Source organism: Devosia marina (assembly GCF_009758415.1).
GTDB lineage: Bacteria > Pseudomonadota > Alphaproteobacteria > Rhizobiales > Devosiaceae > Devosia > Devosia marina.
The window spans coordinates 275,106-300,308 of sequence record NZ_WQRF01000003.1 but is presented as its reverse complement, the minus strand read 5'-3'; the positions used below and the strand labels follow the sequence as shown (position 1 = coordinate 300,308).

Sequence of the window (25,203 nt, the reverse complement as noted above, 5' to 3'; positions counted from 1 at the left end):
AGCCCGCCGGCGAAGCGGCGGGCCCATTCATTCGTTCAATGCGGCTCAGCTCTTGGTTGGCTCGGCCGGCTTGGGCTTGCGGCGGAAGCTGTCGATGATGTTGCCGAACAGGTTCACCTCAACACCGTGCCGCTTCATGATGAACCATTGCTGGGCAATCGAGAGCGTGTTGTTCCAGGCCCAGTAAATCACCAGACCTGCCGGGAAAGTGCCCAGCATGAAGGTGAAGATCACCGGCATCCAGTTGAAGATCATGGCCTGGGTCGGATCGGGCGGCGGCGGGTTGAGGCGCATCTGCACCCACATGGAAATGCCCATGATGACCGGCCAGATGCCCAGATGCAGGAAGGAGCCCAGGATCGGCAGCGCGGTCGGATTCCAGGGGATCAGGCCGAACAGGGTGAAGATATTGGTCGGATCGGGCGCCGCCAGGTCCTGAATCCAGCCGAAGAAGGGCGCGTGCCGCATTTCGAGCGAGATGAAGATCACGGTGTAGAGCGCAAAAAAGACCGGGATCTGAATGAGGATCGGCCAGCACCCGGACAGCGGGTTGATCTTCTCTTTCTTGTACAGCTCCATCATTGCCTGCTGCTGGGCGGCGCGATCGTCCTTGAGGCGCTCCTGAATGGCCTTCATTTCCGGCTGCACGCGGCGCATGGCAGCCATGGAGGCGTAGGAGCGGTTGGCGAGGGGGAAGAAGATGGCCTTGACGATGACGGTCACCGCCAGCACGGCCAGGCCGAAATTGCCCAGAATGCCGTAGAGGGTGACCAGCAGCCAGTGCATCGGCTTGGTGAGGAAGTGGAACCAGCCCCAGTCGATCAGCAGTTCAAGGCGGTCGAAACCAAAGTCTTCCTGATAGGCGGCGATGACGCGGTCTTCCTTGGCACCGGCAAAGACATAGGCTTCATGGCTGACCGTGCCGCCGGCCGGCACCATGACCGGTTGTGTCTCGACATAGTTGGTCTGGAACACATTGGTGCCGCCCGACTGGCTAAAGGCAAAACGCGCATTGATTGCGGTCTCTGGCTTGGGGAGCACTGCGGTCGCCCAATATTTGTCGGCAATGCCGAGCCAGCCGGTGGTCGAGGAGAAGTCGACCTGGCGCTCGTTCTGCAGGTCCCCGTATTTGCGGGCGACATAATTGTTCGAACCCAGCACGCCGATCGGTCCTTCATGCTGGATGAAGAAGTTTTGCACCTGCGGATTGCCGTGGCGGATGACGCGCGAATAGGGGAACAGGGCGACGTCGCCGGCCCCAGTGTTTTCCACGGTCTGGGTGACGGTGAAGAGATAGAAATCGTCCACGGCAAAGGTGCGGTGGAATACAAGGCCCTCGCCATTGTCAAAGCGCAGAGTGACCGGGGTATCAGCGGTCAGGGTGGCGTTGTCGCCTTCAAGGGTCCACACCGACTGGCTGGTCGGCAGGGCGACGCTGGAGCCGGCGGCAGCGGCCCAGCCCTGTTCGACGAAATAGGCATCGGGCAGGCCGGCGGGCTTGAGCAGGGCAATGATCGGGGAATCGGGATCGACCGTCTCACGGTATTGCTTGAGTTCGAGATCATCGATGCGGGCGCCGGTCAGATTGATCGAACCCTCGAGGTCAGCCGTGGAAATGGCGACGCGGTCGGTGGCGGCGATGGCTGTGTCGCGATCGGCGAAGACCTGCGGCGCGCCGCTTGTTGCGGCCGGCGCTGCAGCAGACCCGTCGGCATTGGTTGCCGGTACGGCAAGTTGCTCGGATTCGGCCTGCTGCTGGGCAGCAATTTCAGCCTGGCGCTGGGCCTGTTCCAATTGTGGACCGGCAATGAAAAACTGCCAGCCGAACAGCACGATCATGCTGAGCACGACGGCAAGGATCACATTGCGATTGTCAGAATTCATGGTCTCGGGTTCCGTTGGCCGCGGCCGGGTGATTTGCGATTGTCGCTCAGTTTTGTGTCATGCACACGAGCGATGAGGCCGCCGAGATCGGCGACGAGCTTGGTGAAAGGCTGGCTGATGGCCTCGCGCCGCGCCAGAAGGACATAGTCATGTCCGGGCACAAAGTCACGCGCGCATGCTGCCGCAGCGGCGCGAAGACGCCGCTTTATCCGGTTGCGCTGAGGCGAATTGCCGACTTTCTTGGTGACGGTAAAGCCGATGCCGGGATCGGGTTCACGGCTGGGAACGGCCTGCAATCCAAACGCAGAACGCCCGGCGCGATTGCCCCGGGCGGCGTTTAAGAATTGCGCGCGCCGCTTGAGGCGGCGCAATGTCGCTTGGCGCGTGGACTGTTCGGCCGTCATCCGGCCACAAATCCCTTAGGCCGAAAGCTTCTTGCGGCCGTCGCGGCGGCGGCGATTGAGAATCGCGCGGCCGTCCTTGGTCGCCATACGGGCACGGAAACCGTGACGACGGGCACGCACGAGCTTGGAAGGCTGGTATGTACGCTTCATAACATCAGACCGCGCTGTCGCACGGTTCCTCTTATTTGGTGCTGCTTGAAAGCAGAATAATCCCTGAGGCGGGCATGCGCGCCGCCTTCGCGTTGGTGGGGTCTATAGGGAAAAGACATGCCCAAGTCAACGCGCATTGGCACGCGGAACAGCCAAAGTGGCCCAGTTGTCAAGCCGCGCTTTCCCCCGCATAAGAGCGGCAATGGTTCTGGCCTGTGGCGGACATGGCTGAGATTACTCGACCCGAGCTTTGCATTGTGGGCGCAGGCGCGCTCGGAATCGCGCTGGCCCAGCATGCCCGGCGCCTTGGCGCTCGTGTTTTGCTTGTTGACAGGGGACACGCCGAACCCGGCGACGCACCGCAGCGGGCGGTGCAGGTCGCCTCGCTGGTGGCGAGCGCGTCGCGGGCCCAGGCCATGCGCAATGCCGACGCACTGGGTCTGGCCGGCGTAGATCCCAAGGTCAGCATGCGCGCGGTGCAGAAGAGGGCACGAAGCCTGGCCGCCGAACAGGCCCCGCTCGACAGTCGCGAGCGATTGACGGGGCTTGGCATATCGGTGCTCCGGGGTGACACGCGCTTTGTCGATGCCATGACATTGGCGGTGGGCGATGTTCAGGTGCGCCCGCAGGCGATTGTGCTGGCGGTCGGTGGCGCTGCGTTATTGCCGGAGATTTCCGGCCTCGATGAGGCTGGCTATTTCACACCCGACAGCATTCTCGAGAACAGCCGCAAGCTCACCCATCTGCTGGTGATTGGCGCCGATCCGGAAGGCCTGGCATTGGCACAGGCCTTTGCGCGGCTGGGATCGGATGTAACGCTGGTGCCACAGGGTGCGGCACTGCCCGGCTTCGATATCGAGGCGGCCGGCATTGTGCTGCAATGCCTGAGCGAAGAGGGCGTGCGGGTGATCGACGGTGGCAAATTGGAGGCGATCCAGCCCCGGTCGCAGGGTATTGGTGCCACGATCACGCTGCCCGATGGTGCGAGTGAAGTGCTCGACATTTCGCATGTATTGGTGTGCGCCGGCACTCAGGCGAGCCTGGACGACATGGGGTTGGAGGCGGCGCGCCTGCGGCCCCTGCGCGGCAAGGCGCGGCAATTTGCCCTTGGCGCCCTGGGGCAAACAAGCAATCGGCGGATCCGGGTGGTCGGTGCCAGCGCGGGTATCGGGCAATGGCACCACGCGCTCAGCCATGGCCGGGCGGTGATTGAAGCACTGGTGCTGGGGGCGCCGCGGCATCAGCCGGCCCAGCAGCCACAATTGGTGCAGACCGAGCCGGCCCTGGCCGAGATTGGCCGCTGGCCGACCGACTCCAAGCCGTTGGCGGCGGGACATGTGATCTTGCGCGGCGGGCTGAGCGAAAATGGCAAGGCGCGCGCACTCGGGCAGGACAGGGGGCTGGCCAAGGTCCTGGTTAATCCCAAGGGACAGATACTGGCGGCGAGCCTGGTGGGACCGGAGGCCGGCGAACTGGCTGGCGTTCTGGCGCTGGCGATGGAAAAAGGCATTGCGCTCGGGCAATTGGCTGATCTCAGCCTGCCCCATCCAAGCCTTCTGGCCATTCTGGCCGCTTTGGGTGAAAACCAGAGTGGGGCTGAAGCCGTATCTTCCTTTGCAAGGCGTCTCGGCGCGGTGCGGCGGCGGCTCGGTATCTAAGCTGCGCGCTGGCAGGGCTGTGCAGTGACAACAAATGGGGGCCTGAGAGGGATTGGCAGGATTGCGAGGATGAAGGACCAGCCCAATGCCATGGCCGGCCGGTTTCCGGGGCTTTCAAGCAAGCTGATCGCCACAATCATTGGCGTGATCCTGCTGGTCGAAATCGTCATCTTTCTGCCCTCTGTTGCAAGCTTTCGCACCACCTGGCTGGAAGACCGCCTGCAGGTCGGCGTGGTGGCGGCGCGGGTGCTCGACGCGGTGCCCGATGTGATGGCGCTGCCGCGCGACCTGACCGACAGGCTGCTCAACTCAGCCGGTGCCCATGCCATTGTCTATCGACGCGAAGGGCAGAGCCAGCTGATCGAGTTGACCAATCCGGTGATGCCGGACACGGTCGTCACCGCCGATCTGCGACAGGGCGACCTGCCCAGCCGGGTCTGGGGCGCACTCGATACGCTGGTTGCGCCGCCCGGACGTACGCTGCGGGTGGTGGGCGAGGGCGATCTCAATGAAAGCCTGGTCGAGCTGCTGATGCCCGAAGCGCCACTGCGGCGGGACATGTTCGACTATTCGCGCAGTTTTGCGCTGGTCTCCTTCGGTATCGCGGCGGTGACGGCCTTTGTGCTCTATGTCCTGGTCAGCCGCCTGTTCATTGACCCGGTCCTGCGGGTGACCCGCAATATGCTGGCCTTCCGCAAGGCGCCCGAAAACGCCTCCCTGATTCTGATTCCTTCCAGACGGTCGGACGAAATCGGAATTCTTGAACGAGAATTGGCCGATATGGAAACGGAGCTGTTTTCCATGTTGCGGCAAAGGCGGCATCTGGCCGATCTGGGGCTGGCGGTGGCCAAGATCAATCACGATCTGCGCAACACGCTGAGCTCGGCGCAATTGCTGTCCGATCAGGTGGCGACGCTGGACGATCCCAAGGTGCAACGGCTGGCGCCGCGGCTGGTGACTACATTGGACAAGGCTATCGGCTTTGCCCAGGCAGTGCTCGATTATGGCCGGGAGACGTCCATCGTGCCGCAATTTGCGCCGGTCAATCTGCGCACGCTGGTGGACGACGCTGCCTTCGACGCCCGTGTGGCGGGCAATCCGCTGATCGCGTTCGACAATGGCGTGGATGCCTCGTTGATGGTTGAGGTGGATGCGGGGCAGATGGGGCGGGTGTTGGTCAATCTGCTCAAGAATGCGCGCGAGGCCCTGGAAGCCGTGCCGGGCGAAGCGCAGGATTTTCGCATCGAGGCTCGCGCCAGTGCCGATCCCGAACGCACGGTTATTACCCTGCGCGACAATGGACCGGGCCTGCCACCGCGCGCGCGGGAAAACCTGTTCATCGCCTTTGAAGGCTCGGCCCGCTCGGGCGGTACCGGGCTAGGACTGGCCATCGCCCGGGAGATTACCGAAGCGCATGGCGGGACTCTGGCGCATGTGGATGAGGGGCAGGGGACCCGCTTCGACATCACACTGCCGGTCCGGCGCACGGAAGGCTGAATTCTTCCCACGAAAATCGTCACCGCCCCGCTTGCAATGGCCAGAACACCCATGTATGGGTTGCCCCGCTTTGATCGGCAGCGCTAGACGCACCGATCCTACAAGCCTACCGCACATGTCGGTTTGCGCGCCCGTAGCTCAGCTGGATAGAGCACCAGACTACGAATCTGGGGGTCAGGAGTTCGAATCTCTTCGGGCGCGCCATTTACGAACAAAACTGGGCACTCCGGCCGCAGTTGCTCCGCTTCCCATAACCAAGCGTTCCAGAACGGTTTTCCGGCCGTGGATGCGGATTTCCGTGTCGTCGACTTCTACATTGTCGATCATGGCGCGCAGATAGGCGCGGCGGAACGGGACGGGGCCGTCACAGATGTTGGCCCGCATGGTTTCGGTGAAAGCCTGAATCTTCTCCTGCGTGATCCGCGCTTCCGGGCGCATTTCGGTGAGCGCCCGGTCGAGTGTCGCTTGCGCGATGTCGCGCTCGGTGCGCAGCGCTTCGATCCGGTCTTTGAGAGTCGGGTCGGCGGGGTCGGCGATGCCGGTCTCGATGGCCTGGTAAAGGCGGCTGAGCCGGCCCTCGGCTTCGAGCAGTTTGGCGCGCAGCGCCGCCACCCGTTCGGCATGGTCGCTGTTGCGGGCCGCCTGCCGCTCCAGCAGGGCTTCCAGAAGGGAGTGGACCCTTGAGGGTGTCAGCAGGTCGGCAGCGAGCCTTTCCGTAACAATGTTGTCGAGCCGGTCCATCGGGATCGCGCGGCCCTTGCAGGCGCTCTTGCCCTTCTGGGCACAGGTGGCGCAGGCATAGTAGCGATAGCGGCCTGACTTGCCGGTGCGCAGGGTCATGCCGCCGCCGCAGCTGGCGCAGGTGGCAAGGCCGGTCAGCAGGATCGGCCCGGTCACGGTGCGCGGCGGCGTCACCTTCGGGTTGCGGGCCTTCAGCATCTTTTGCAGCCGGTCGAAGGTCGCCGGGTCGATGATCGGGTCGACCGGGACGATGACCTGCTCGTCCACTGGCTTGTCCTCCTTCGTCTTCCAGACTTTCTGGTTAAAGCGATACTCGCCCTTGTAGACCGTGCTGGTGATGAGCTTGTGCAGCGGCCCGATGCCCCAGCGCGCGCCGCGGCGGGTGCGATGGCCGTGATCGTTCAGCCATGCGGCGACCGCCTTGACGCCCATCGGGCCGGACGTACCGTCACCCTCGATGAACAGACGGAAGATCAGCCGCACGGTCTCGGCCTCGACCGGGTCGATGGCGAGCTTCTTCTTGGTCTTCGCCCCGCGCTGCCCTGCCGCCACGATGGCATAGCCGTAGGGGGCCGCCGCGCCGTTCCAGAAGCCCTGCCTTGCATTCTCCTGCATCGCGCGCAGGACATGCTTGGCATTTTCCTTTGACTGGTACTCGTCGAACAGCGCGAAGACCTGCCGGACCATCACGCTCATCGGGTCGTCCCCCAGATCCTGCGTGATGCTGACAAGCCGGATGCCGTGCTTGCGCAGGCGGCGGACATGATATTCGAGCGCGAAGTGATCGCGGGCAAAGCGGCTGAAGCTATGGACGATGACGGCATCGAAGGGTGCGCCGCCCGCCGTGGCGATATCGAGCAGGCGCTGGAGCTGCGGCCGGTTGTCATCCGTGCCGGACAGGCCCGCGTCGACAAACTCCGCCGCGACCTCCCAGCCGCGCGCGCCGCAGAACGCCGTCATCTGCCGTCGCTGGTCCGGGATGGACAGGTCGCTTTCCGCCTGCCGCCCGGTGGACACGCGCATATAGAGCGCGGCGCGCAGCGGCGCTGCATTGGTCGACGATGGTGCACTATGCCGGGTCATGACCGTATTTCCGTATCGATACAGTCTTCATCCTGTATGGCAGGCCTTTGCGGCTGTTTCGAGTCTGGTTTGACCTTGCCGTCATCGAAAAGGCGCGCGAGCGCCGGCATCAGGAAGGCTTCGAGAACGGCCAGTTCTTCGTCACTGACCGGATAATCTCCGTCCAGCGTGCTGGTGACGCGCAGGTCCGCGGACGCATGCGGGTGCGCGCCCGGTGCGGCAATGGCCGCATCGGCACGCAAAGCCCGGCGATCGCTGGACATATGCCCGCGCATCTCATCGTCCTCGGTGTTGGTGGGAAGCCGGCAGCCCAGCCGCCGGCCGGTTCAGTTGTCGTTCGCTGCGCCGCGATAGCGGTGCGGATGCCGCTCAAGGCCGCGTTCGCGGCTGATCGCGCCCAGTCCGTCGCAATAAGCCTCCCAGGCGCGCTCATACGCTTCGGATGAATGCGCCGCCGCCGTCAGCCCGAGCACCAGGCTCACGGCGTCGTACATGGCATTGATGCGGGTGCTGGTGGCGCGCTCGTTGCGGGCGCGCAGATAGTTCTGCGCCCAGCGCCTGAAGTCTGCCGGCACGGCGCCGGGGCGCTCCTGTCGATGACCGTCCATATTCGCCTCCTGTCTCATGAGACGAATATGCGGTCGGCGACTGGCGGGTTTTCACGGGGAAAGCGCGTGGAAATGCGCGGCGTCACAATAAAGAAGGCCCGCATCCTGAGATGCGGGCCTTTTCTAATCTCGGAATATCGGCTCTTCACCATCAAGACCGAGCGGCCCGCCGCCCGGATCGCAACGCCCTTCCTGAAAGCGCTGCTGCCAGCAGGCATAGACCCAAATCCGGTCAATGATCGACGTAAAGTGTTTACGGACATTCTCTTCCGTATCCGGCTCGCCGATTGTCGCCAGGAACCGGCGGGCGACCGCCACATGGCAGGGCGGGACGGTGATTTCGACCGTCACCGTTTCGTTATGATCGCAACAGGACATCCGTCGCCTCCTTTCCTCTGAAATGAAGATAGCGGTGCTCCGGCGGGCCATTCCTCGCCGAAACCCCGCGAAACCGGCCCGGCGGCAACCGGGCCGGCAGGCCGGCATTAGAACCGCGGCGCGGGCGCCTGCTGCCGCTGGCGGATCATCCGACTGACGGCATCGAGGCTCGCGACCGCGTGACGGTGCGCCTCCGTGCCCGGTTGCGCGTGGGCCAGTGCAAGCTGCACCTGACGGTACAGGGCATGCAGTTCGGCCAGGGATTTGTGGCTGAGTTCGCTGACAGTGATGATGCGGGACATCGCATTCTCCTTCTTCTCGGAGGCCCCGACCATCAGGGCCTCAACGGCCCCGGTCACACACATCATCGACGGATGAGGTCCCTGTGGTCGGGCGGAGAGGAGAAGCGGGAAGAAAACGGCGCGCAGCGTCGCGGCGGCGACGGGCGCGGATCACGGCCGGACGCATGCGTGGCGACAGGCGCAGCACGCGCGAAGACGAGCGTTTGTGCGGGTTTGAGGGGTTTTGAAATTTGATTGGAGGGCTGCGGCCGCGATATAATTTAAGAATAGTGAGAGTGATTTCTAATGACGATTATTTTGAGTGTTTGGATGCAGATAAGGATACTCGGCGAGATGAGTTTCGCCGAAATGCGTCAGGCGATCTTCGAGACCTTCCATGAAATTGAAGATGAATACAGGGTGTGCCGCACCTTCGGCGTGGTCCTGTTCATCAATCCGATCGACCAGGTGGGCGAGAAAGTCATTCCTCGCAACCGTCGCGGTCGTCCGGTGACGAAGGTGACGAAGAGAGGCGCCTACCGCTCTGCCGCTGAAGAGTACGATCCGCGGTAGCGACAGGACGCACGGGAGACAGGAGAAAAAGGGGGCGCGGATGCAAATGCCGCCGCATTATATCGGCCTTGAACAGGCGCGGCAGGTGCTGGCCGAAATGGGGGTCGAACTGACCCCGCGCCAGATGAAGCGGGCAGCCGACAAGGATGCCGCCGGGTGCCGCAAGCTGCCCTTCTTCGTCGACCCGATCGAGGGAACCCTAAAGATCGAGCGCGGTACACTGGTGAATATCTACCGGCAGCTGCAAATAGACGCGGAGAATCAGTACAGAAATAAGAATTGACTTATAAGTTCACTTTTTGTTCTATATTAAGAAATAACAATAACAATTGTTTGATTATGGCAGACATCAGAAAAAGAAAAGGGCGATCCGGCGTTGGCTGGCAGGTCCGGTATAAAGAGCCGGTGTCAGGGCATATCCGCTATAAATCTTTCGCGCGGCGCATGGACGCCGACGCCTTTGTGGCAACGCTCGGTCATCATGATTTCCTCCATGATCGCGATACGGTCACTATTTCCGAAGCGGCCAGCCGTTGGCTGGATGTGTGCGAGAACACAGGCCGCAAGGGTCGCGAGCCCGTAGAAGGTTCGACACTGAGAAAGTACCGTGAGCACGTCGAGATCATCGCGGCCCGGATCGGCAATGTGCGGCTGAACCAATTAACGCCGGTCACGTGCGATGAGTTTCGTGACAGTCTCTTGCGGGATTTTTCGCGCAAGTACGCGAAGAAAATACTGACTTCCTTCAAGTCGATACTGGCGCAAGCCCGGACTGATGGGCGGCTTCGGAGTGACCCCGCAGAGAGCACGGCCATTCTGATCTCCCAGCGTCACGAAAAGCAGGAAGATATGGCGATTCCCAGCCTCGCAGAGGTGCGGGCCTTGTTGGCCAAGGCGCAGGAGTTAAGGCACAGCACCAATCGTCAAACGGCGAAAGCCTGGGCGCGATACGAGCCATTTTTCCTTGTTTTGGCTTACTCCGGCATGCGCCCTTGCGAGGTGATCGGCCTGCCCTGGAGGGACGTGAACTTCGAGAAGCGCACGATCACTGTTTCGCAGGATGCCACGGAGACGCGGGAGATTGGACTGCCGAAGTCAGCATCCTCCTACCGAACCATTCATATGCCGGACCTCGTCATCGATGCTCTGCGGGCCTGGAAAGCCCACTGCCCGCATAGCGAGCTTGATCTGGTCTTCCCGACCGGAACCGGCATGGTCGAGAGCCACGGCAACATCACCAATCGCGGCTGGTACGTGTTGCAGCGCGCCTGTGGAATCGTTGATTCCGCTGGGCGGCCGCGCTACCCGCTCAAGTCATTGCGGCACGTGCGGGCGTCCCTGGAAATTCACAGCGGCGCAACACCAAAAGAAGTACAGGCGCTGATGGGGCATTCTTCTGTCAAGATAACCTTCGACGTCTACGGCCATTTGTTCTCGGATCACACGCATTTGCGGGCCGAAAGAGCCAACATCATAGCCGCACAGCTTTCTGCGTGTGGCGAATTTGTGGCAAGCGCATAGCGGAATCTATCTATATCAAGCACTTAATCGACGTTTTTCGGGGATTGAAAATCCCCGTGTCGGCGGTTCGATTCCGTCCCTGGGCACCACTTTAAAATCAAGCAGTTAGCGGCAGATTTCGTTTTCATAACCGCCAAAAACGCGCCACATCCCGCCACTTTCAGAATCCGCTGTAGCCCGCAGAAATCCTCGATTGTCCGAGGCGATCTTTTTCTGCGTGTGGCGAGTTTGTGGCAAGTCCCTTTGTTCGTTATGGCTTTTTCCGTCTGCGGCCCGAGACCCCGGCCTGGGCCTTGATGGCGTCCAGCACACCGGCATCCAGCTCGCCCCTGATGACCCGCAGGGCGGTGATGACGGTCTCCTCTATATCGGCGGTGAATGAACTCCGCCCGACGACGTTTTCCAGCAGCCAGGCGGCGAGGTCCGCATCGAGGCTGATGGTGACGTAGTGCTGGGGCCGCAGGTAGCCGCCGGCGACGGCGGGGGTCTTCGCCCTCTGGCGCGGGTTCAGCGCCTTCCATTGCTCATAGCTCATCATCTGTTTGCTCCTTCCCTGCGCGGTCCCACGCCGCGGATCGTTTTGCATCCTGCCTTTGCCGCTCCTTCAGGCGCGGTGGTTCTCAAGGATCGACGCGAGTCCTGGCCGGGCGCGCCGGCCGCTCAAACCCCGCCCGCACCACTCCCGCCGCTTGAGCGCCGGGACCGTGTTAGGGCCTGACCGTCCGTCTCGGCCGCCCGTCCTTCCTTGCCGCGTCTTGAGGAACCCCGACGCAAAGGAGACAGGTCATGTCGGACAAAACGCAAACCCCGCGGCAGGACATCTACAGCCGCATCACCAACCAGATCATCGCCGCCCTTGAGCAGGGCGTGAAACCCTGGACCCAGCCCTGGAACGCCGCCCACGCCGCCGGGCATGTGTCGCGGCCCCTTCGGCACAACGGCCAGCCTTATGCCGGCATCAACGTCCTGACGCTGTGGGCGTCCGCGATGAGCGGCTCGTTCAGCGCGCCGATCTGGATGACCTTCCGCCAGGCGATCGAACTGGGCGGCCATGTCCGTAAGGGCGAGAAGGGATCGCCGGTGGTCTACGCCAACACCATCACCCGTGCCGAGACGGATGAGGCCACCGGCGACGATATCGAACGCACCGTCCCGTTCCTCAAGGCCTACACGGTCTTCAACGTCCAGCAGATCGAGGGCCTGCCGGGCCACTTCTACGCGCTCGCCGAGAGCAGCCGTAACCCGGACGAGCGCATCGCCGACGCCGAAACCTACTTCGCGGCCACGCGCGCCGATATCAGGCATGGCGGCGACAGCGCCTATTACAGCCCTGCGCTGGACTACATCCAGATGCCGCCCTTCGAAGCCTTCCGCGACGCGCAGGCCTACTACGCGACGCTCGCCCACGAGGCGACGCACTGGACGCGCCATGCCACCCGGCTTGACCGCGACTTCGGGCGCAAGCGCTTCGGCGATGACGGCTACGCCCGCGAAGAGCTGGTCGCCGAGCTCGGCGCCGCGTTCCTGTGCGCCGACCTTGGGCTGGCGCTGGAGGATCGCGCCGACCATGCCGCCTATATCGGGCACTGGCTGGCGGTGCTGAAGGACGACAAGCGCGCCGTCTTCACCGCCGCCGCACACGCGCAGCGCGCGATCGATTACCTGCACGGGCTCGCCCGCCCGCAGGAGGTCGCCGCGTGAGCGGCGGCCTTCCCACATTGCGGCGCGCATCTCAGCCGCCGCCGCAGAGCGCGATCAGCACGATCGCGATCACGACCCAGCCGAGCGCGGACGAACCGCCCGCTGCCGGGGCCGCGCTGCGGGCGCGGCTGCCGCGCTCGACCTCCCGCGCCGCCTTGGCGGCGAGCGCCGCCGGGTGGCTGGGGATGTAGTGCGGGTCAAGCTCGGTCAGCCATGCCTGCTGCATGGCATTCCTGTCATGGATCATCTTCCTACTCCTTTCCCTCAGGCGTGCTCCGGGATGTCGCCCGGCTGCTCGCCCCATTCCTGCGCGGGGGTGAGGGCCACGCCCTTGCCCTTGCGCGCCTGCGCTTCGACCACCTCGTCACACGCCTTGAGGCGGGCGAGGATCGCGAGCGCTGTCTTGCGGCCATAGACGGCCATCAGGTCATGGCGCTGGCCGAGATATTCGAAGGTGACGATGTAGGACTCCTGGTAGTAGGGCGTCCGGAATTGCGGCCGGCCCCGCGCCTGGTCGACGCGCTGCTCATAGTCGTGCTCTGCCTGCTCGCGCCGCGCCTTGTCGTGCGGCACGAGCGCGAAGCGGTGGGCGTGGCGGCGGTCGAAACGCTCCCACCGCCCGAACCGGCGGCGCTGCACCGCGAAACTGTCGGTGGTGATGGTCATCAGCGCGCGGCGCTCGAACATCTCCCCGATCCAGCTGCGGATGATGCCCTGGCCGGCGAGCGCGCCGCCGGTCATTACGATGGTCCACCACGGGTTGGCTTCGCGGATGCCGAAGACCACGCCCATCACGACGTGATAGGCGATGCACACACCGGCACAGCCATCGGCGATGCGGGCGCGCAGGGGGGTGAGCGCCCGCGCCTCGATGGTGAAGGCGAGATTGCCGTCGGCATCCTCATACTGGCGCGTCCACGGCGCGCCGTCGAACGGCGATGTATAGCGGGCCATGCCAGCGCTCCTTTCTTCGTAAGGACTTGTCTTTTGCTGCGTCTGAGCGAAAAATAAGCGCGATTGCGGCTTGTATTCCTCGCGCAAACCGCGTCGGGCGGAGCCGGACATGGAGTATGGAGATGCCATCATCAGGCGGCTGCGGGACCGCCTGCTGCGCTATCGCAGTGACACCCGCATGGGCGGGCGCAAGCGCCCGTGGCACCAGGTCGCGCTGGATATCGCCGACGCCGAGTCCGTGCCGCGATCCTTCTATGACCGGGAAGACGACTTCGCCGTGCTCGGCGAGGCGCTGCGCCGCTTCGCGGCCGGCACGCAGGTCCTGAGCCGCGAACGGCTGGACGCGACCACTTCATTCCTCAAGGAAAAAGGCTACGTCACCGACGCCGACCTTCAGCAGGTCGAGGCGCCGGTGCAGGTGTTGCACGGCCTTGCCGCCTTCTTCGGCAATGGCAGCCTGCCCGACCCGCAGGGGCTGTGCGGCGATTACCTTGCCGTGCGGCACGCGCCGGGCGGGCGTAACGAATACCGGCTCCTGACCATCGCCCTGAACGGCAGCGGCGCCCTGGAGGCGGAGGAAGTCACCCATGTCACGACGGCCCGCACCCATACGCGCCACCCGGTGGAACTGCGCCGCTTCTTCAAGGTGGCCAGCACCGCGATGACCCGCTGCGACGGCTGGGCGGTGGCGCTTGCGGGCGGGCAGGCGCTGATCCTCGTGCGCGACCGGCTGAGCGGCGCGGGCGCGCTGCGGACCCTGTTCCCGGCCGACGACAGTGACGAGCAGGGCAGCGCCCGCGCGCTTCACATATTAGAGCACGGCCCCTTCGCCCCGCCGCGCGGCATGATCCGCCTCGGCGGTGACGCCAAGGGGGAACCGGCGCTGCCGGAACTGGTCGCCGCCTGGGCGCAATGGAACAGCTGGCGGTTCGAGCGGCAGGAGCCGGTGCGATGAGCGATGAGACCGAAGCCCGCCGCACACCTCTGCCGCCCGCCTTCATCGAGGCGGTGCGCACCGGCAATGTCGGCGCCGTCAAGCGCATGATCGCCGACGGCTATCGTGACTTCGACCACCCGGAGCCGGAGACGGGCCTGAGCGCCGTTCACTACGCCGCTGCCCGCAACGCCGTCGCGATCCTCAAGCTTATGATCGCCGCGGGGCCGTGCGACTTCACCCGCAAGGACCGGCAGGGCCGCACCCCCGCCACGCTCGCTGTGGAGGTGGCGGACAATCCCGTGCTGGGCCGCTATCTCTACGACCAACAATACCGCCAGAACCCGCACGCCCAGCCCGCAGGCGACGCGGCGTCCATAACGCGCAAGGATCGCCGCGCCCGCTAGGCCGGGTCATACTTCCCGGCGAACAGCGCATGCAGCGGGCTGGTGGCGTCGAAATACTCCACCCGCTGCAATATCATCGGGTGGTAGCCCGCCCAGATCACCAGCTGCCGCTTCAGCCGGTCGGAGCGCGCGAACAGGCGGCTGACTTCCTCCGGCGTCAGCAAATCGTGCAGCTCGATACTCTCCGAGCGGCCCGAAAGGCCGGCGGCACTCTGGTCCGGGCCGACTTCGCCCTCGCGGGTGACGGCGACCATCGTCTTGCCGAGCCGGCGCGAGACATACTCCATCGTCATCAGGTCATTATTGCCGAAGAACTGGAGCAAGCCGGCATTGCCGGCGAACGTCTCCCAGCGCTCCCCATACAGCGCCTTGCCCTGGCCCCAGTCCTGCAAGAACACCCACAGCTTCACATCGAACGATGCGATCTGCCCCGCCGCATCCTCCAGCTGGCGCATATGGCCCAGCACCGGGAACTCGTCGAGGCAGACGAGCACCGGGGCGGCGGGCTTCGCGCGCTCGCGCTCCATCGCGTCGAGCAGCTGGTTGACGAACAGGCGCAGCCAGCGATTGCACAGCCCCATGCGGCTGGCGGGCAGGCAGAGATAGAGCGTTTGCCCTCTGGCCGCGCGCTTCAGGTCGGCCAGGTCGAAATCGTGCCCCGACAGCACCCGTCGCATCGCCTTGTAGTCCAGGAACTTCGTGTGCCGCCGCGCGGTCGAGAGCACACTCGCCCGTTCCCGGTCGGGCTTCTCGTAGAACTCCCGCGCCGCGCTCTCGATCGCATTGGCGAGATCGTCGGTATCAGCATCCCGCGACAGGCGCTCGGCATTGGCGAACATCGCGTCTTCGAGGGCGAAGGCCTCGTCATCGCCGTCCGTGGCGATCATCGCATCGCGCAGCAGGTCGCGCAGTGTCACCAGCGTCCGCCGCCCCTCAAACGACGCGTCGCTCGCGATATGCAGGATCAGACCTTCGATGAAATTGCGTGCGCTCTCATCCCAGTGCGGGTCCTTGCCCGCGGACGGCACGACCAGCGCGTCCGCGATCATCCCCGCATCCTCGATCACCGTGTCGCTGTCGATACGCAGCATCGCCAGCGGGTTGTAGCGCTTGCGGTACGGCGCGACATGGTCACGACAGGTGAGAAACGGGTCCAGCACATGCACATCCTGCCCCAGCGCCGCACGGCGGCGCGCGGTCAGGTTCGCCAACTCCCCCTTGGGATCGAGCGCCAGCACGCTGCCGCGATAGAACATCAAATTCGCGACCAGCATCACCGACTTGCCCGCCCGCGACCCGGCGACGGTCAGCATATGGCGGTTGTCCTCAATGCCGATCAGCCTCTCGCCAAGCGCCCCGACCAGCACCTTCGCGCCGGGGCGGTTACAGTCGTATGCGACAGCAGGTGATCGCGCCAACTGCGCCGGGTCCTGCCACCGTGCTTGCGGCACGCTCTGTTGATTGAGAAACCGCGTGGCGATGCCACGCGGGATATCGCGGGTGAAGTCGGTGAGAGAGTGGGGCATGGGTGCAGACCATTCGATACTTCTCCTCAACTTAATTCCACGAGAGGCCACAAATCCTCGTCTAAACCCCGCGCCTATGATTACCGACCGTTTCTGTAAACCCTATTTTGGTTGATAAGTATATTTTTATCTGCAATTATCTTGATCAATAATAACCGTCAACTACAATAACTTCTCTCATTATGCGAACAACGAAAAGCACCAGAATATTACTTTTTGTCTATATCATTTTAGCCATATCCATATACGTATTGTACGTTCAGCAATGGACATATATGGGCGGAGAAAGGGAACGAAATTTTCTTTCCAAAATAGAAATGCATTTCGCGACCAATCAAAATTCAATACTGATATCTGAAATACACACAAACAACTGGGATCGTTTGTGTCTGGTACAGATTCTTGATACCGACCGTCACATGCGGCCACGCACGCGTTCACCAGAGCAAATCGAAGAGCTCTTAAGTGTAGATCTAGACTCTTCGCGACGCCCCATTCCGATACTTGAGCCGACATTTGAGCCGCCTTGGCCGACTCCTTTGTATCGTCTTGTATTGCTATTCATTAATGATCGATCAATAGTCGACATTCTTGCATTTAAAGACTCCAGTGTTCGCGTCAACGGACAACGACTAAACATCATTAACTGGAAAAAGCCGATCCAGTGCCTCGGAATAAACGCCTCTATTTCAATATCAACAGATGAAAGCTACTTACACATTCTATAGTTGGGAGGATCTTATGACTTGTGTTACGAAAGAACAATTTATTACCGCTCAGCAATCCGCTGCCGCAACTATTGCACTTATATCCGGAGTTGGCTCTGGGGGCATATCACTCATGCTGCTATCTGACCACTTTGGGAAACAGGCCGATGCATACATCCAGCAGAATCATCCCGAGTTGGAAGGAACCTGGGATCATGATGTTTTTAAACATGCATATGTCGCCGGCCGCATGAGTCAGATGATCGGAGAAGACGTAACAGTCCTTCTTGGTGACCACCGCGAATACTTCCAAATATGGTCTGAGAGTCTCATTGGATGGGTGCGCCGGACCGGAGATGATGGTCATAACGACGAATTAATGGACATAATTAACAACAGAGTTGCTGCCGACAAATATGAAAGTCGGCCCCCGACCAATTATCTAACGACTGACACAGGGCTTGCGCAGGACATCATGACGGATGTTGACGCTGGCGACGTTTATGTAATGGACCCCAGTGAAGCGCAAAATTTTTCGCCCCCGCAAAATTGCGATGTCGCGGAGGACCTTTTTGATTATCTTGGTGAGACAGAGAACATTCCCGGCTCGCACCCATCCGACATCGGACCGGGAGCGCCCCCTGCGAGACGGCCCGACAACGATCGAGCGAAGGACGTTGAAGAGAAATTCGGCGATGGGAAGCAGAAGGGTTCTCCGCTGGTATTGGATCTAGACAATTCTGACACGATTGATCTGATCAGCTTTTCGAATAGCGGCGTGTATTGGGATGTCGATTTAGATGGCTTCATGGAAGCTATGGGCTGGGTGTCTTCGGGCGACGGACTGCTGGCAATCGATCTGAATTACAATGGTATAATAGATAATAACGCTGAATTGTTTGGCGCAGTTGATCAAGACGGCTTCACCATTCTCGCTCAATACGATTCCAACTCTGATGGCTTTATAACAGCAGAGGATGCTGTTTGGGGTAATTTAATCGTTTGGCGGGATGACAATGAAAACGGGTTTTCAGAGACTTCGGAACTCTACGACCTTTCCGCTTTCCACATTATCAGTATTGACCTGAATGCCAGCCCCACGACGGAAACCAATGAGGGGCATTCTATATCACATGTCAGCACATTCACCGTGGATGATGGTATTAATCCTCCCGATACGCGCATCGTTCAGGATGTTTGGTTTCAGTATGATGACGTAAACACCGTCTACGGCCAAGACTTCACGCCCGATATTCGCGTTGCGTTCCTACCAGACATACGAGGCTATGGCCTGCTGCCCGATCTGCTTGTTGCAATGTCGCTGGACAACAGCGGCTCAGGCAACCTTCTCAATCTTGTAAAAGAAATAAAGTACACGAGTATAGAGGATATTTTTACTTCTGACGACAGCGTGAGCGATGCAGTTGCGGCGATAATGTACCGATGGGCTGGAGTGGATGGCATCGCGGTAGGCGCGCGCGGACCCCACATTGATGCCAGAAAGGTGGAGTTTCTAGAAGAGATGATGGGCCAGAGCTTCGTACAGCGTGGCGCACATAGTAATCCGTATTGGAATGCGGCCGCTGATCTTGAGAATGCATTTCATATAGCTCATCAGCATTTCTATGCCCGTCTGGTTATTCAAGGCTCCGGCGGGGACCTGTTTAACGGGGATTGGCGTTATGACAGTTGGTCCGACACATTTGTCGGCATCTCCGGCCTGAACACCAGCACGATCGACGACCTCGAAACCACCGCTACCGGTCTTGCCAACACGGCGGAGCGGACAACGTTTTGGGGGAATGTTGTGCGGGCGATCGAGTTTTCGGTTGGCACATCCAATCTCCCGGGTGGGGATCAGACCTATCTGGACGATGCGATCACAGCCAGCGATTCCACGCTCGACCTCCAGGACATCCTCGATTTCCTCGACTTCTCGACCAATGTCGGCAGTACGTATGACGGCACGTCCGGCAACGATACGCTGAACGGCAGTGCTGCGGACGATACGCTGAAAGGCCTCGCGGGGGATGACACGCTGAACGGCCAGGGCGGCAACGACACGATCTATGGCGGCGCGGGTGATGATGTGATGAACGGTGGCGCGGGCGGCGATTACCTGCTCGGCGGCGATGATGACGATACCTACACCTACGAACTCGGCGGCGGCTGGGATGTGTTCAGCGAGCACACCGACCTTGCCGGCAACGGCAACGGGACCGACACCGTCCTGCTCGGTGCGGGGATCGATAGCGGCGACGTCACCCTGACGCGCCAGGGTGAATATGACCTTGTGATCGATATCGATACGGGGACACAGACCGGGCGCATCCTGCTGGAGGATCATTTCCGCACCAGCGATTCCGGGTTCGAGACCATCGAGTTCAACGATACCTCGACCATCGACCTGACGACGATCGACTTCTCACTGACCGGGACCGCCGGCAACGATACGCTGCATGGCGTTCGGTACAATGGCGGCGCCGACGATACGATCTATGGCAATGGCGGCGATGACAAAATCTACGGCTATGCCGGGGATGACACCCTCTATGGCGGTGACGGGAATGACTGGCTCTACGGCCACACCGGCATCGGCAGCAGCACGACCGATACCATGTATGGCGGCGCGGGCGATGACCGCATCGAGGGATCGTCGGCGGTGGACATCATCCACCCCGGCACGGGCAACGACCAGGCCTGGGGCGGTACGGGTAACGACGAATATCACTACGAATCCGGCCACGACACCTATTACGAGCTGGGTGGCACGGATGAGATATTTCTGCCCTCCGGCTTCAGCAGCGTGGGGACCGTCTACTACCGCATCACGGATGACATGCGGATCGTGCTGGACGCGAACAACACGATCACCATCAGCGATTTCTACGCCTCCACCAGCGCGCGGATCGAGACGCTGAATTTCGACAGCGACCCGGCGGTCGACCTGACCACCGTGTCGGCCATCGTGCAGGGGGACAGTGGCAACAACACGCTCAGCGGTACGACGGGCAATGACACGCTGTATGGCTTCGGCGGTAATGACACGATCTCCGGCAACAACGGCAACGACGCTCTGTATGGCGGGACCGGCGACGACTCGCTGAACGGCGGGGCCGGAGATGACTTACTGGACGGCGGCGCCGGCGACGACTCGCTGATCGGCGGCTCGGGCAATGACACCTACGTCTATGTCAGCGGCAACGACAGCTTCAGCGACCAATCCACCGGCGATACGGAGACCATCCTGATCACCGGGGGCTGGACGCTGGAGGATTTGAAGTTCGAACGCCATGTGGCGGCAATCAACAACCCGCTGATCTACATCAACGCCGCCAACTCGATTGAGATCGTCGGCGGGTTCAGCGCCAATGGCCGGATCGACGTGATCGAGTTCGAGGATACGAGCACGATCAACATCGTCGACCAGCAGTTCACGACCTACGGCAACAGCAGCAACAACTCCATCTCCGGGCTGACCTCATCCCAGGCCAGCATCAACGACATCATGTACGGGTATGGCGGCAACGACACGCTCTCCGGCGGGGTCGGCGACGACGTTCTGTATGGCGGTGACGGCAACGATCTTCTGAACGGCGGCAACGACAACGACACGCTATATGGCGAAGACGGGGACGATACGCTGAACGGCGACAGCGGCAATGACACGCTGCGCGGCGGTGCGGGGGACGACACGATGAACGGCGGGTCGGGCAACGACCTGTTCATCTACGATTCCGGCCTCGACACCATCACCGACAGCAACAACACGACCGACGTGTTGTGGATCACGGGCGGCGTCACGATCAACGACATCAGCGTGTCGGACCACAGCACCTATCACACCAAGATCGTGATCGACAGCGCGGTCGATGAGATCACGATCAACAACCAGCGTAACGGCACGACCTACCGTGTGGAAACGATCAAGTTCGACGACGGCTTCGAGACCAGCCTGCTGACCTATAGCGGCTGGCTCAACGGCACGTCCGGGAACGACATGGTCGCGGGCAATGCCAACGACAACACGCTGATCGGTTTTGCCGGGAATGACAGCATGACCGGCGGGGCCGGGAATGATGCCATGCATGGCGGCGCGGGCAATGACACGGTCGAGGGCGAGGACGGCGACGACCTGCTGTACGGCGGTGACGGCGACGATACGCTCTATGGCGGTGCGGGCCTCGATACGATGCATGGCGGTGCCGGGGCGGATACGTTCGTGTTCGAGCTGGCGAGCGCCTTCAGCAATGTCGACGTGATCCGCGATTTCAGCGTCGGGGACGACGACGTTATCGACCTGACCGACATTCTCGACACGGTCTACGACCCGCTGACCGATGCGATTGCCGATTTCGTGCAGTTCACGGAGAGCAGCGGCAACACCTTCGTCGAGGTCGATCGCGACGGCACGGGCTCGACCTACAGCTTCGCGCAGATTGCGAAGCTGGAAGGGGTCACGAACCTCGCCTCGCCGGAGCTGCTGGAGACCAACGGCAACCTGCTCGCGGCCTGATCGCCGTTCCGCCTGTACATCTTGCGCGCCCCGCGGCCTTGCTGCGGGGCGTTCGCGTTGGGGGCAGCGCTTTTCGCGTGCCCATGACCCTTTCGCTGGCCGTCCCTTGGTGTTCGCCGCGCCCCTGCCGGGCGGCGCCTTGGCGTCAATGGCCGGCCCGCGCCGGCCGGCCGCCTGATGGCGGCGGCCCGTGTTGGCCATGACGCCGGCGGCTGATGCCGCCCGGCCTTTCGTGCCGCGTCCTGCGGGACGCCCACAACGAAAGGAGAAAATCATGGGACTCGATATGTATGCCTGCACCCTGCGCGAAGCGCCCGCCTCGCCGGTGGACTTCAAGGCCGAGGAGGTGTCGGAACTGCATTACTGGCGCAAGCATCCGAACCTGCACGGCTGGATGGAGCGGCTCTACCGCGAGAAGGGCGGTACGGACCCCGACTTCAACTGCGTTAACCTGCAATTGACCGCAGAAGACCTCGACCGGCTCGAAGCCGCGATCCGCAACCGGACCCTGCCGCCGACCTCCGGCTTCTTCTTCGGCGCATCCGACGGCAGCGAGAGCGACGACGATCTCGCTTTCGTCGCCAAGGCCCGCGAGGCTCTGGCCGCCGGGCTGAGCGTCTTCTACTCCTCCTGGTGGTGAACACCACCGGCCGGGACGGCCGTGCCGTCCCGGCTCACGCCTCATCGGGCAGGTCGTCCTCCCCGATGTTCATTTCCACGCGGAAGCTTTTGATCGCGGCGCTGCCGTAGCGCAGGCGCTCGCCCTGCATGACCATGAAGCGCAGCTTCTCCGCGGTCGCAAGCGTCAGCAGCAGCGGCAGCGCGTCGGCCGGCATCGACAGGATGCCGTCCATCCGTGCCTTGCGCAGGTTGATATGGCCGATCGAGACCGGCCGGTTCTGTTCCCGCACCCCTTCATCGAGCCGCTTGTCGGGCAGGATATGCAGCTCCACTTCCTCGCATTTGAGCTTCGCGGGGCGCAGCAGCCTGCCGCGCAGATTCAGGTGACGGTAATCGTCATACGGCCCGTTGCGCTCCGGCATATTGCTGACCCCGAACCAGAAGCCCCAGTCCCAGTCCTCGACCGCGACGACGTAATAGACGGGGTCATTCTTCGGCCGCCCTCGCGGCCGTTTGCGGCGGGGCGGTGATTTTACCTTCGGCTTGTCCATACGGAAGCTTACAGCCTGATCTCCCCTTTGGTCAGCCGGGGGCGCGGATCGGCTTGCGCCTGTGATGGTTTCTCCGAAGCTGGGAAACGACGGGATGCCTTGCGGAACATGTTTGAGCGGGAGCCGCCTTCACCTTCGTGATCGAGAGGGCGGCAAACGGGTCCGGGAATGCGCCTTTGCCGATGGTCGTGCCCGCAAGAGCTTGGACATGGGCTGTGGGGCGGTGGTCATGTCCTGCCGCTGCGGCGGCGTGCCGTGAGACGCTCTTCGTCCTTTCGCCGGGGATTTCCCTCGACTGAACACGCCGGAACCTGATCGGGCGCGCGGCCGGTTCAAGGCCCTGCGGCCCCTGCGGGGTGGCGCACTTGTGTCCCCGCCTTTCGCTGCGCTGCAAGGCGGGTGATCCCCCTCCCGTGCGCCAGCCGTGAACCCGCCGCTTTTCCGCCCGCTCCAAGGTGAGGCGTGTCGAGGAAAACCCAAGCGAAAGGAGCTTACATCATGGCACGCTACAACAACCGCAACAGCAAACCCGCCCGCGAACCCAAGGCCCCGGCCTTCATTGCCTGGCACGTCGACGAAAAAGGCGAAAAGTCCTTCTGGACCCGCATCGGCGCCGCCTGGGATCACAAGGACGGTGAAGGCTACACCCTCCAGCTCGACCTGGTCCCCGTCAATGGCGGCCGCGTCATCCTCCGGGCCCCGGGCGAACAGACCGAACAGGAGGCGGGCGCCTAGGCGCCCCCTCACTGTCCCGGAAAAGGAGGAGATCATGAGCTGTACCGTACAGATCACCGCCGCGCGGGCCGCACTCGCCCGCGCCGCCTGGGCCCGCGGGGTCGCGCCCTATTACGACGCCGATGCCATCACCGACCTGCTGGTCGATATCAGGCACTGGTGCGCGCAGGCCGGCATCGACTTCGCCGCAAGCGAGCAGCTGGCGGCGCGCATTTACCTCAACGAAGCCGGGGGCGCGTCATGACGCGCCTCCGCGAAACCCACACCATCCACTGGCGCGGAATCACCATTGAAGTCCGCTACGAAGAACGCTGGCTCGGCGCCGACGGCCCGTTCAGCACCGCCCATCTGGAGCTGGAGAGCATCGCGCCGGCAAGAGCACCCTTGCCGGTGACGGAGACCGGCTACCGCTCGCACTTCACCCCGGCTGCGGTCATCGCCGCAGCCGGCGGCGCGGTGGCGTTCGCCACCGCGTGGCTGGAGCGCGAAGCGGGGGCGCAGGCCTGGAAGGCGCAGGAGGAGGCCGCGCGGCAGATGACATTGTTCTAGCCGCGCGCTGCGGACATGCGAAAACGGCGCGCCCCGTGCGGGGCGCGCCGTCCTGTTCTGGTGCTGTTGCTTTATGCGCCGGGGGTCATGGCGACCATGTGGTCGCCGCAGACGAGCTTCGCGTCATGCTTCGCCCAGGCCTTGAGGTCGCAGTCCGGGCAGCAATAGCGCACGCGCTTGCCGCTCTTGTCGGCGGGCTGGGCTGCGCCTTCGCCCGGCTGTTGCGGGGGCAGCTTCACTTCCTTCCAGATCAGGGCAAAGTCCTTCGCCGTGAGCTTCTTCGCGGCTGCCTCGAAAGCACCGCCGGGGACGATCATATGACCGACGCGCTCGCCGGTCTCGTTACCGTCTTCCGCGCTGTTATCGGTCGGGTGAAGACCGATCGCCTTCATCTTCTCCGCCCATTCGCGGTTGTGATAACGCCCGCGTCCCGGTGTGCCGTGATGGTGCTGCCACAGATGCACCATCTCATGGACGAGGGTGGCGAGGATGTCGGGTAAGCCCCGGTCGGCGAAGCCCTGCGGGTTGAGGGCGATTTCATCGGCGGGCTGGCCCGCGTCATTGCTGAACTTGCGTCCCGCGAAATACCCGAACGTGCCCTTGCGGCGCTGCAAGGTAATGAGCGCGTTCGGCAGCGTGCCGTCGAACAGCGCCTTGTTGAAATGCTCGTAAGCCTGCTGGAGCCGGTCATAGGTCTCCCGCGTCGGCTTTAGGGTGAGGTCAGGGGCGGCCTGCTGCTGCCCGGTTCCGGACAGCGCATCGGCCTGCGTATGGATGTTCATGAGGGGCCATCCTTTCCGGCGGCCGTCCCCGGTCCGGGATGTACATCACAATCAGCACCAGGCCCGGGATCGAGACCGCAGATGAGAGATGGCTTCAATATCGGCTGGTTTACGGCCTATCTTCCGCGCGCAAACCTCGTGCAGTCGTGATCGTGGTCATGTAATGTGCATGACGATCGCTTGTGAGCGGCGTGCAGATTTCCAAAGCATCACGCTCCTCTGGTATAATGAGAGTATAACAGGGGAAGTCCGGATAGGCTTTTGTACAAGGTGTGCGTGGTACTACCACGCGCACCTTGCCGGGGGGATTTCACATCCCCCGCGGACCCCCCGGTGGCATCCGTAAGGCTTGCGTCTCCGCTTGCGGCGGAGTCGGTCCAACGGATGCGGTCAGCCGGACGCTTGGGCTGGCGGGTATCGAACCCGCCCCGGCTGAGGCAAC

Annotated in this window: 27 protein-coding genes and 1 tRNA gene; 15 read left to right on the top strand and 13 right to left on the bottom strand. The window is 62.5% G+C overall.

Going from position 1 to position 25,203, the window contains the following annotated elements; genetic code table 11:
• Positions 1 to 45: 45 nt before the first annotated feature.
• Genes yidC through rpmH form a run of 3 tightly spaced genes read right to left on the bottom strand, consistent with a single transcriptional unit; the run spans position 46 to position 2,438 of the window.
• Complete coding sequence (gene yidC, locus GO014_RS12395) at positions 46 to 1,884, bottom strand: membrane protein insertase YidC (RefSeq protein WP_157290625.1); 1,839 nt, start codon at positions 1,882 to 1,884, stop codon at positions 46 to 48.
• On the bottom strand, positions 1,881 to 2,288 hold the full coding sequence (gene rnpA / locus GO014_RS12390; protein WP_116590115.1) for a ribonuclease P protein component: 408 nt from the start codon (positions 2,286 to 2,288) through the stop codon (positions 1,881 to 1,883). The genes yidC and rnpA overlap by 4 nt, the downstream gene beginning before the upstream one ends.
• A 15-nt stretch (positions 2,289 to 2,303) precedes the next feature.
• Positions 2,304 to 2,438, bottom strand: coding sequence for a 50S ribosomal protein L34 (gene rpmH / locus GO014_RS12385; protein WP_035077916.1), 135 nt, complete (start codon positions 2,436 to 2,438; stop codon positions 2,304 to 2,306).
• A gap of 224 nt (positions 2,439 to 2,662) precedes the next feature.
• On the opposite strand from rpmH, the gene GO014_RS12380 reads away from it, so the two are divergent.
• The 3 genes from GO014_RS12380 (at position 2,663) to GO014_RS12370 (ending at position 5,797) form a co-directional block, all read left to right on the top strand.
• Positions 2,663 to 4,096, top strand: a complete 1,434-nt coding sequence (locus GO014_RS12380) for an FAD-dependent oxidoreductase (protein WP_157290623.1) — start codon at positions 2,663 to 2,665, stop codon at positions 4,094 to 4,096.
• Between the two features lie 69 nt (positions 4,097 to 4,165).
• Complete coding sequence (locus GO014_RS12375; RefSeq protein WP_157290622.1) at positions 4,166 to 5,593, top strand: sensor histidine kinase; 1,428 nt, start codon at positions 4,166 to 4,168, stop codon at positions 5,591 to 5,593.
• 127 nt (positions 5,594 to 5,720) lie between these two features.
• Positions 5,721 to 5,797: transfer RNA gene (locus GO014_RS12370), tRNA-Arg, on the top strand.
• On the opposite strand, the gene GO014_RS12365 is transcribed toward GO014_RS12370, so the two are convergent.
• Genes GO014_RS12365 through GO014_RS12355 form a run of 3 tightly spaced genes read right to left on the bottom strand, consistent with a single transcriptional unit; the run spans position 5,768 to position 8,025 of the window.
• Complete coding sequence (locus tag GO014_RS12365) at positions 5,768 to 7,417, bottom strand: recombinase family protein (protein WP_157290620.1); 1,650 nt, start codon at positions 7,415 to 7,417, stop codon at positions 5,768 to 5,770. The two genes, GO014_RS12370 and GO014_RS12365, sit on opposite strands and share 30 nt — an antisense overlap.
• Positions 7,414 to 7,692 carry a hypothetical protein gene (locus GO014_RS12360; protein ID WP_157290619.1) on the bottom strand — a complete coding sequence of 93 codons (279 nt, stop codon included), beginning with the start codon at positions 7,690 to 7,692 and terminating at the stop codon, positions 7,414 to 7,416. The genes GO014_RS12365 and GO014_RS12360 overlap by 4 nt, the downstream gene beginning before the upstream one ends.
• A 51-nt stretch (positions 7,693 to 7,743) precedes the next feature.
• Entirely contained in the window at positions 7,744 to 8,025 is a 282-nt protein-coding gene (locus tag GO014_RS12355) for a hypothetical protein (RefSeq protein ID WP_157290617.1), read from the bottom strand.
• 27 nt (positions 8,026 to 8,052) lie between these two features.
• On the opposite strand from GO014_RS12355, the gene GO014_RS12350 reads away from it, so the two are divergent.
• Complete coding sequence (locus GO014_RS12350) at positions 8,053 to 8,424, top strand: hypothetical protein (protein ID WP_179952966.1); 372 nt, start codon at positions 8,053 to 8,055, stop codon at positions 8,422 to 8,424.
• A gap of 86 nt (positions 8,425 to 8,510) precedes the next feature.
• On the opposite strand, the gene GO014_RS12345 is transcribed toward GO014_RS12350, so the two are convergent.
• Complete coding sequence (locus GO014_RS12345) at positions 8,511 to 8,705, bottom strand: hypothetical protein (RefSeq protein ID WP_157290614.1); 195 nt, start codon at positions 8,703 to 8,705, stop codon at positions 8,511 to 8,513.
• A gap of 285 nt (positions 8,706 to 8,990) precedes the next feature.
• Here GO014_RS12345 and GO014_RS12340 point away from each other — a divergent pair, with 285 nt between their 5' ends.
• The 3 genes from GO014_RS12340 to GO014_RS12330 are packed head-to-tail and all read left to right on the top strand — an operon-like array spanning position 8,991 to position 10,778.
• Positions 8,991 to 9,257, top strand: a complete 267-nt coding sequence (locus GO014_RS12340; RefSeq protein WP_246204598.1) for a hypothetical protein — start codon at positions 8,991 to 8,993, stop codon at positions 9,255 to 9,257.
• A 40-nt stretch (positions 9,258 to 9,297) separates the two neighbouring features.
• The gene (locus GO014_RS12335; RefSeq protein WP_179952965.1) at positions 9,298 to 9,540 is read left to right on the top strand and encodes a hypothetical protein; all 243 of its coding nucleotides are present in this window, start codon (positions 9,298 to 9,300) and stop codon (positions 9,538 to 9,540) included.
• Positions 9,537 to 10,778: a tyrosine-type recombinase/integrase gene (locus GO014_RS12330; protein WP_157290613.1), complete on the top strand. Its 1,242-nt coding sequence runs from the start codon at positions 9,537 to 9,539 to the stop codon at positions 10,776 to 10,778. The genes GO014_RS12335 and GO014_RS12330 overlap by 4 nt, the downstream gene beginning before the upstream one ends.
• A gap of 250 nt (positions 10,779 to 11,028) precedes the next feature.
• Here the strand turns inward: GO014_RS12330 and GO014_RS12325 are convergent, their stop codons facing one another.
• Positions 11,029 to 11,316: a hypothetical protein gene (locus tag GO014_RS12325; RefSeq protein WP_157290612.1), complete on the bottom strand. Its 288-nt coding sequence runs from the start codon at positions 11,314 to 11,316 to the stop codon at positions 11,029 to 11,031.
• A 248-nt stretch (positions 11,317 to 11,564) separates the two neighbouring features.
• On the opposite strand from GO014_RS12325, the gene GO014_RS12320 reads away from it, so the two are divergent.
• Positions 11,565 to 12,479, top strand: coding sequence for an ArdC family protein (locus GO014_RS12320; RefSeq protein WP_157290610.1), 915 nt, complete (start codon positions 11,565 to 11,567; stop codon positions 12,477 to 12,479).
• Positions 12,480 to 12,510: 31 nt separating this feature from the next.
• Here GO014_RS12320 and GO014_RS12315 read toward each other — a convergent pair whose 3' ends face one another.
• Together GO014_RS12315 and GO014_RS12310 are read right to left on the bottom strand one after the other, a co-directional pair.
• Positions 12,511 to 12,726, bottom strand: a complete 216-nt coding sequence (locus GO014_RS12315; RefSeq protein ID WP_157290608.1) for a hypothetical protein — start codon at positions 12,724 to 12,726, stop codon at positions 12,511 to 12,513.
• A gap of 17 nt (positions 12,727 to 12,743) precedes the next feature.
• Positions 12,744 to 13,433: a hypothetical protein gene (locus GO014_RS12310; protein WP_157290606.1), complete on the bottom strand. Its 690-nt coding sequence runs from the start codon at positions 13,431 to 13,433 to the stop codon at positions 12,744 to 12,746.
• Between the two features lie 109 nt (positions 13,434 to 13,542).
• On the opposite strand from GO014_RS12310, the gene GO014_RS12305 reads away from it, so the two are divergent.
• Both GO014_RS12305 and GO014_RS12300 read left to right on the top strand, forming a co-directional pair.
• Positions 13,543 to 14,388, top strand: coding sequence for a cupin domain-containing protein (locus tag GO014_RS12305; RefSeq protein WP_157290605.1), 846 nt, complete (start codon positions 13,543 to 13,545; stop codon positions 14,386 to 14,388).
• The gene (locus GO014_RS12300) at positions 14,385 to 14,774 is read left to right on the top strand and encodes an ankyrin repeat domain-containing protein (protein WP_157290603.1); all 390 of its coding nucleotides are present in this window, start codon (positions 14,385 to 14,387) and stop codon (positions 14,772 to 14,774) included. Before GO014_RS12305 ends, GO014_RS12300 begins: the two co-directional genes overlap by 4 nt.
• On the opposite strand, the gene GO014_RS12295 is transcribed toward GO014_RS12300, so the two are convergent.
• Positions 14,771 to 16,300: a type IV secretory system conjugative DNA transfer family protein gene (locus tag GO014_RS12295; protein WP_157290602.1), complete on the bottom strand. Its 1,530-nt coding sequence runs from the start codon at positions 16,298 to 16,300 to the stop codon at positions 14,771 to 14,773. The genes GO014_RS12300 and GO014_RS12295 overlap by 4 nt on opposite strands.
• Before the next feature lie 840 nt (positions 16,301 to 17,140).
• On the opposite strand from GO014_RS12295, the gene GO014_RS19430 reads away from it, so the two are divergent.
• A complete protein-coding gene (locus GO014_RS19430; protein WP_179952964.1) occupies positions 17,141 to 21,523 on the top strand; it encodes a calcium-binding protein in 4,383 nt (1,460 codons plus the stop codon).
• 274 nt (positions 21,524 to 21,797) lie between these two features.
• The gene (locus GO014_RS12285) at positions 21,798 to 22,163 is read left to right on the top strand and encodes a phosphoglycerate kinase (protein WP_157290598.1); all 366 of its coding nucleotides are present in this window, start codon (positions 21,798 to 21,800) and stop codon (positions 22,161 to 22,163) included.
• 34 nt (positions 22,164 to 22,197) lie between these two features.
• Here GO014_RS12285 and GO014_RS12280 read toward each other — a convergent pair whose 3' ends face one another.
• Entirely contained in the window at positions 22,198 to 22,695 is a 498-nt protein-coding gene (locus GO014_RS12280; protein WP_157290597.1) for a hypothetical protein, read from the bottom strand.
• A 498-nt stretch (positions 22,696 to 23,193) separates the two neighbouring features.
• On the opposite strand from GO014_RS12280, the gene GO014_RS12275 reads away from it, so the two are divergent.
• Genes GO014_RS12275 through GO014_RS12265 form a run of 3 tightly spaced genes read left to right on the top strand, consistent with a single transcriptional unit; the run spans position 23,194 to position 23,979 of the window.
• The gene (locus GO014_RS12275) at positions 23,194 to 23,430 is read left to right on the top strand and encodes a hypothetical protein (protein ID WP_157290595.1); all 237 of its coding nucleotides are present in this window, start codon (positions 23,194 to 23,196) and stop codon (positions 23,428 to 23,430) included.
• 34 nt (positions 23,431 to 23,464) lie between these two features.
• On the top strand, positions 23,465 to 23,674 hold the full coding sequence (locus tag GO014_RS12270) for a hypothetical protein (RefSeq protein ID WP_157290593.1): 210 nt from the start codon (positions 23,465 to 23,467) through the stop codon (positions 23,672 to 23,674).
• The gene (locus GO014_RS12265; RefSeq protein ID WP_157290591.1) at positions 23,671 to 23,979 is read left to right on the top strand and encodes a hypothetical protein; all 309 of its coding nucleotides are present in this window, start codon (positions 23,671 to 23,673) and stop codon (positions 23,977 to 23,979) included. Before GO014_RS12270 ends, GO014_RS12265 begins: the two co-directional genes overlap by 4 nt.
• 71 nt (positions 23,980 to 24,050) lie before the next feature.
• Here GO014_RS12265 and GO014_RS12260 read toward each other — a convergent pair whose 3' ends face one another.
• Entirely contained in the window at positions 24,051 to 24,761 is a 711-nt protein-coding gene (locus GO014_RS12260) for a SprT-like domain-containing protein (protein ID WP_157290589.1), read from the bottom strand.
• Positions 24,762 to 25,203 lie beyond the last annotated feature (442 nt).

Bases quoted from the DNA above. Each gene is read 5' to 3' on its own strand.
- rpmH (WP_035077916.1), bottom strand. From the start codon at position 2,438: ATGAAGCGTACATACCAGCCTTCCAAGCTCGTGCGTGCCCGTCGTCAC.
- GO014_RS12325 (WP_157290612.1), bottom strand. From the start codon at position 11,316: ATGATGAGCTATGAGCAATGGAAGGCGCTGAACCCGCGCCAGAGGGCG.
- GO014_RS12350 (WP_179952966.1), top strand. From the start codon at position 8,053: ATGCGGTCGGCGACTGGCGGGTTTTCACGGGGAAAGCGCGTGGAAATG.
- GO014_RS12295 (WP_157290602.1), bottom strand. From the start codon at position 16,300: ATGCCCCACTCTCTCACCGACTTCACCCGCGATATCCCGCGTGGCATC.
- GO014_RS12260 (WP_157290589.1), bottom strand. From the start codon at position 24,761: ATGAACATCCATACGCAGGCCGATGCGCTGTCCGGAACCGGGCAGCAG.
- GO014_RS12365 (WP_157290620.1), bottom strand. From the start codon at position 7,417: ATGACCCGGCATAGTGCACCATCGTCGACCAATGCAGCGCCGCTGCGC.
- GO014_RS12300 (WP_157290603.1), top strand. From the start codon at position 14,385: ATGAGCGATGAGACCGAAGCCCGCCGCACACCTCTGCCGCCCGCCTTC.
- rnpA (WP_116590115.1), bottom strand. From the start codon at position 2,288: ATGACGGCCGAACAGTCCACGCGCCAAGCGACATTGCGCCGCCTCAAG.
- GO014_RS12340 (WP_246204598.1), top strand. From the start codon at position 8,991: ATGACGATTATTTTGAGTGTTTGGATGCAGATAAGGATACTCGGCGAG.
- GO014_RS12315 (WP_157290608.1), bottom strand. From the start codon at position 12,726: ATGATCCATGACAGGAATGCCATGCAGCAGGCATGGCTGACCGAGCTT.
- GO014_RS12270 (WP_157290593.1), top strand. From the start codon at position 23,465: ATGAGCTGTACCGTACAGATCACCGCCGCGCGGGCCGCACTCGCCCGC.
- GO014_RS12265 (WP_157290591.1), top strand. From the start codon at position 23,671: ATGACGCGCCTCCGCGAAACCCACACCATCCACTGGCGCGGAATCACC.
- GO014_RS12275 (WP_157290595.1), top strand. From the start codon at position 23,194: ATGGCACGCTACAACAACCGCAACAGCAAACCCGCCCGCGAACCCAAG.
- GO014_RS12280 (WP_157290597.1), bottom strand. From the start codon at position 22,695: ATGGACAAGCCGAAGGTAAAATCACCGCCCCGCCGCAAACGGCCGCGA.
- GO014_RS19430 (WP_179952964.1), top strand. From the start codon at position 17,141: ATGCTGCTATCTGACCACTTTGGGAAACAGGCCGATGCATACATCCAG.
- GO014_RS12355 (WP_157290617.1), bottom strand. From the start codon at position 8,025: ATGGACGGTCATCGACAGGAGCGCCCCGGCGCCGTGCCGGCAGACTTC.
- GO014_RS12335 (WP_179952965.1), top strand. From the start codon at position 9,298: ATGCAAATGCCGCCGCATTATATCGGCCTTGAACAGGCGCGGCAGGTG.
- GO014_RS12310 (WP_157290606.1), bottom strand. From the start codon at position 13,433: ATGGCCCGCTATACATCGCCGTTCGACGGCGCGCCGTGGACGCGCCAG.
- GO014_RS12285 (WP_157290598.1), top strand. From the start codon at position 21,798: ATGGGACTCGATATGTATGCCTGCACCCTGCGCGAAGCGCCCGCCTCG.
- yidC (WP_157290625.1), bottom strand. From the start codon at position 1,884: ATGAATTCTGACAATCGCAATGTGATCCTTGCCGTCGTGCTCAGCATG.
- GO014_RS12360 (WP_157290619.1), bottom strand. From the start codon at position 7,692: ATGCGCGGGCATATGTCCAGCGATCGCCGGGCTTTGCGTGCCGATGCG.
- GO014_RS12345 (WP_157290614.1), bottom strand. From the start codon at position 8,705: ATGTCCCGCATCATCACTGTCAGCGAACTCAGCCACAAATCCCTGGCC.
- GO014_RS12305 (WP_157290605.1), top strand. From the start codon at position 13,543: ATGGAGTATGGAGATGCCATCATCAGGCGGCTGCGGGACCGCCTGCTG.
- GO014_RS12380 (WP_157290623.1), top strand. From the start codon at position 2,663: ATGGCTGAGATTACTCGACCCGAGCTTTGCATTGTGGGCGCAGGCGCG.
- GO014_RS12375 (WP_157290622.1), top strand. From the start codon at position 4,166: ATGAAGGACCAGCCCAATGCCATGGCCGGCCGGTTTCCGGGGCTTTCA.
- GO014_RS12320 (WP_157290610.1), top strand. From the start codon at position 11,565: ATGTCGGACAAAACGCAAACCCCGCGGCAGGACATCTACAGCCGCATC.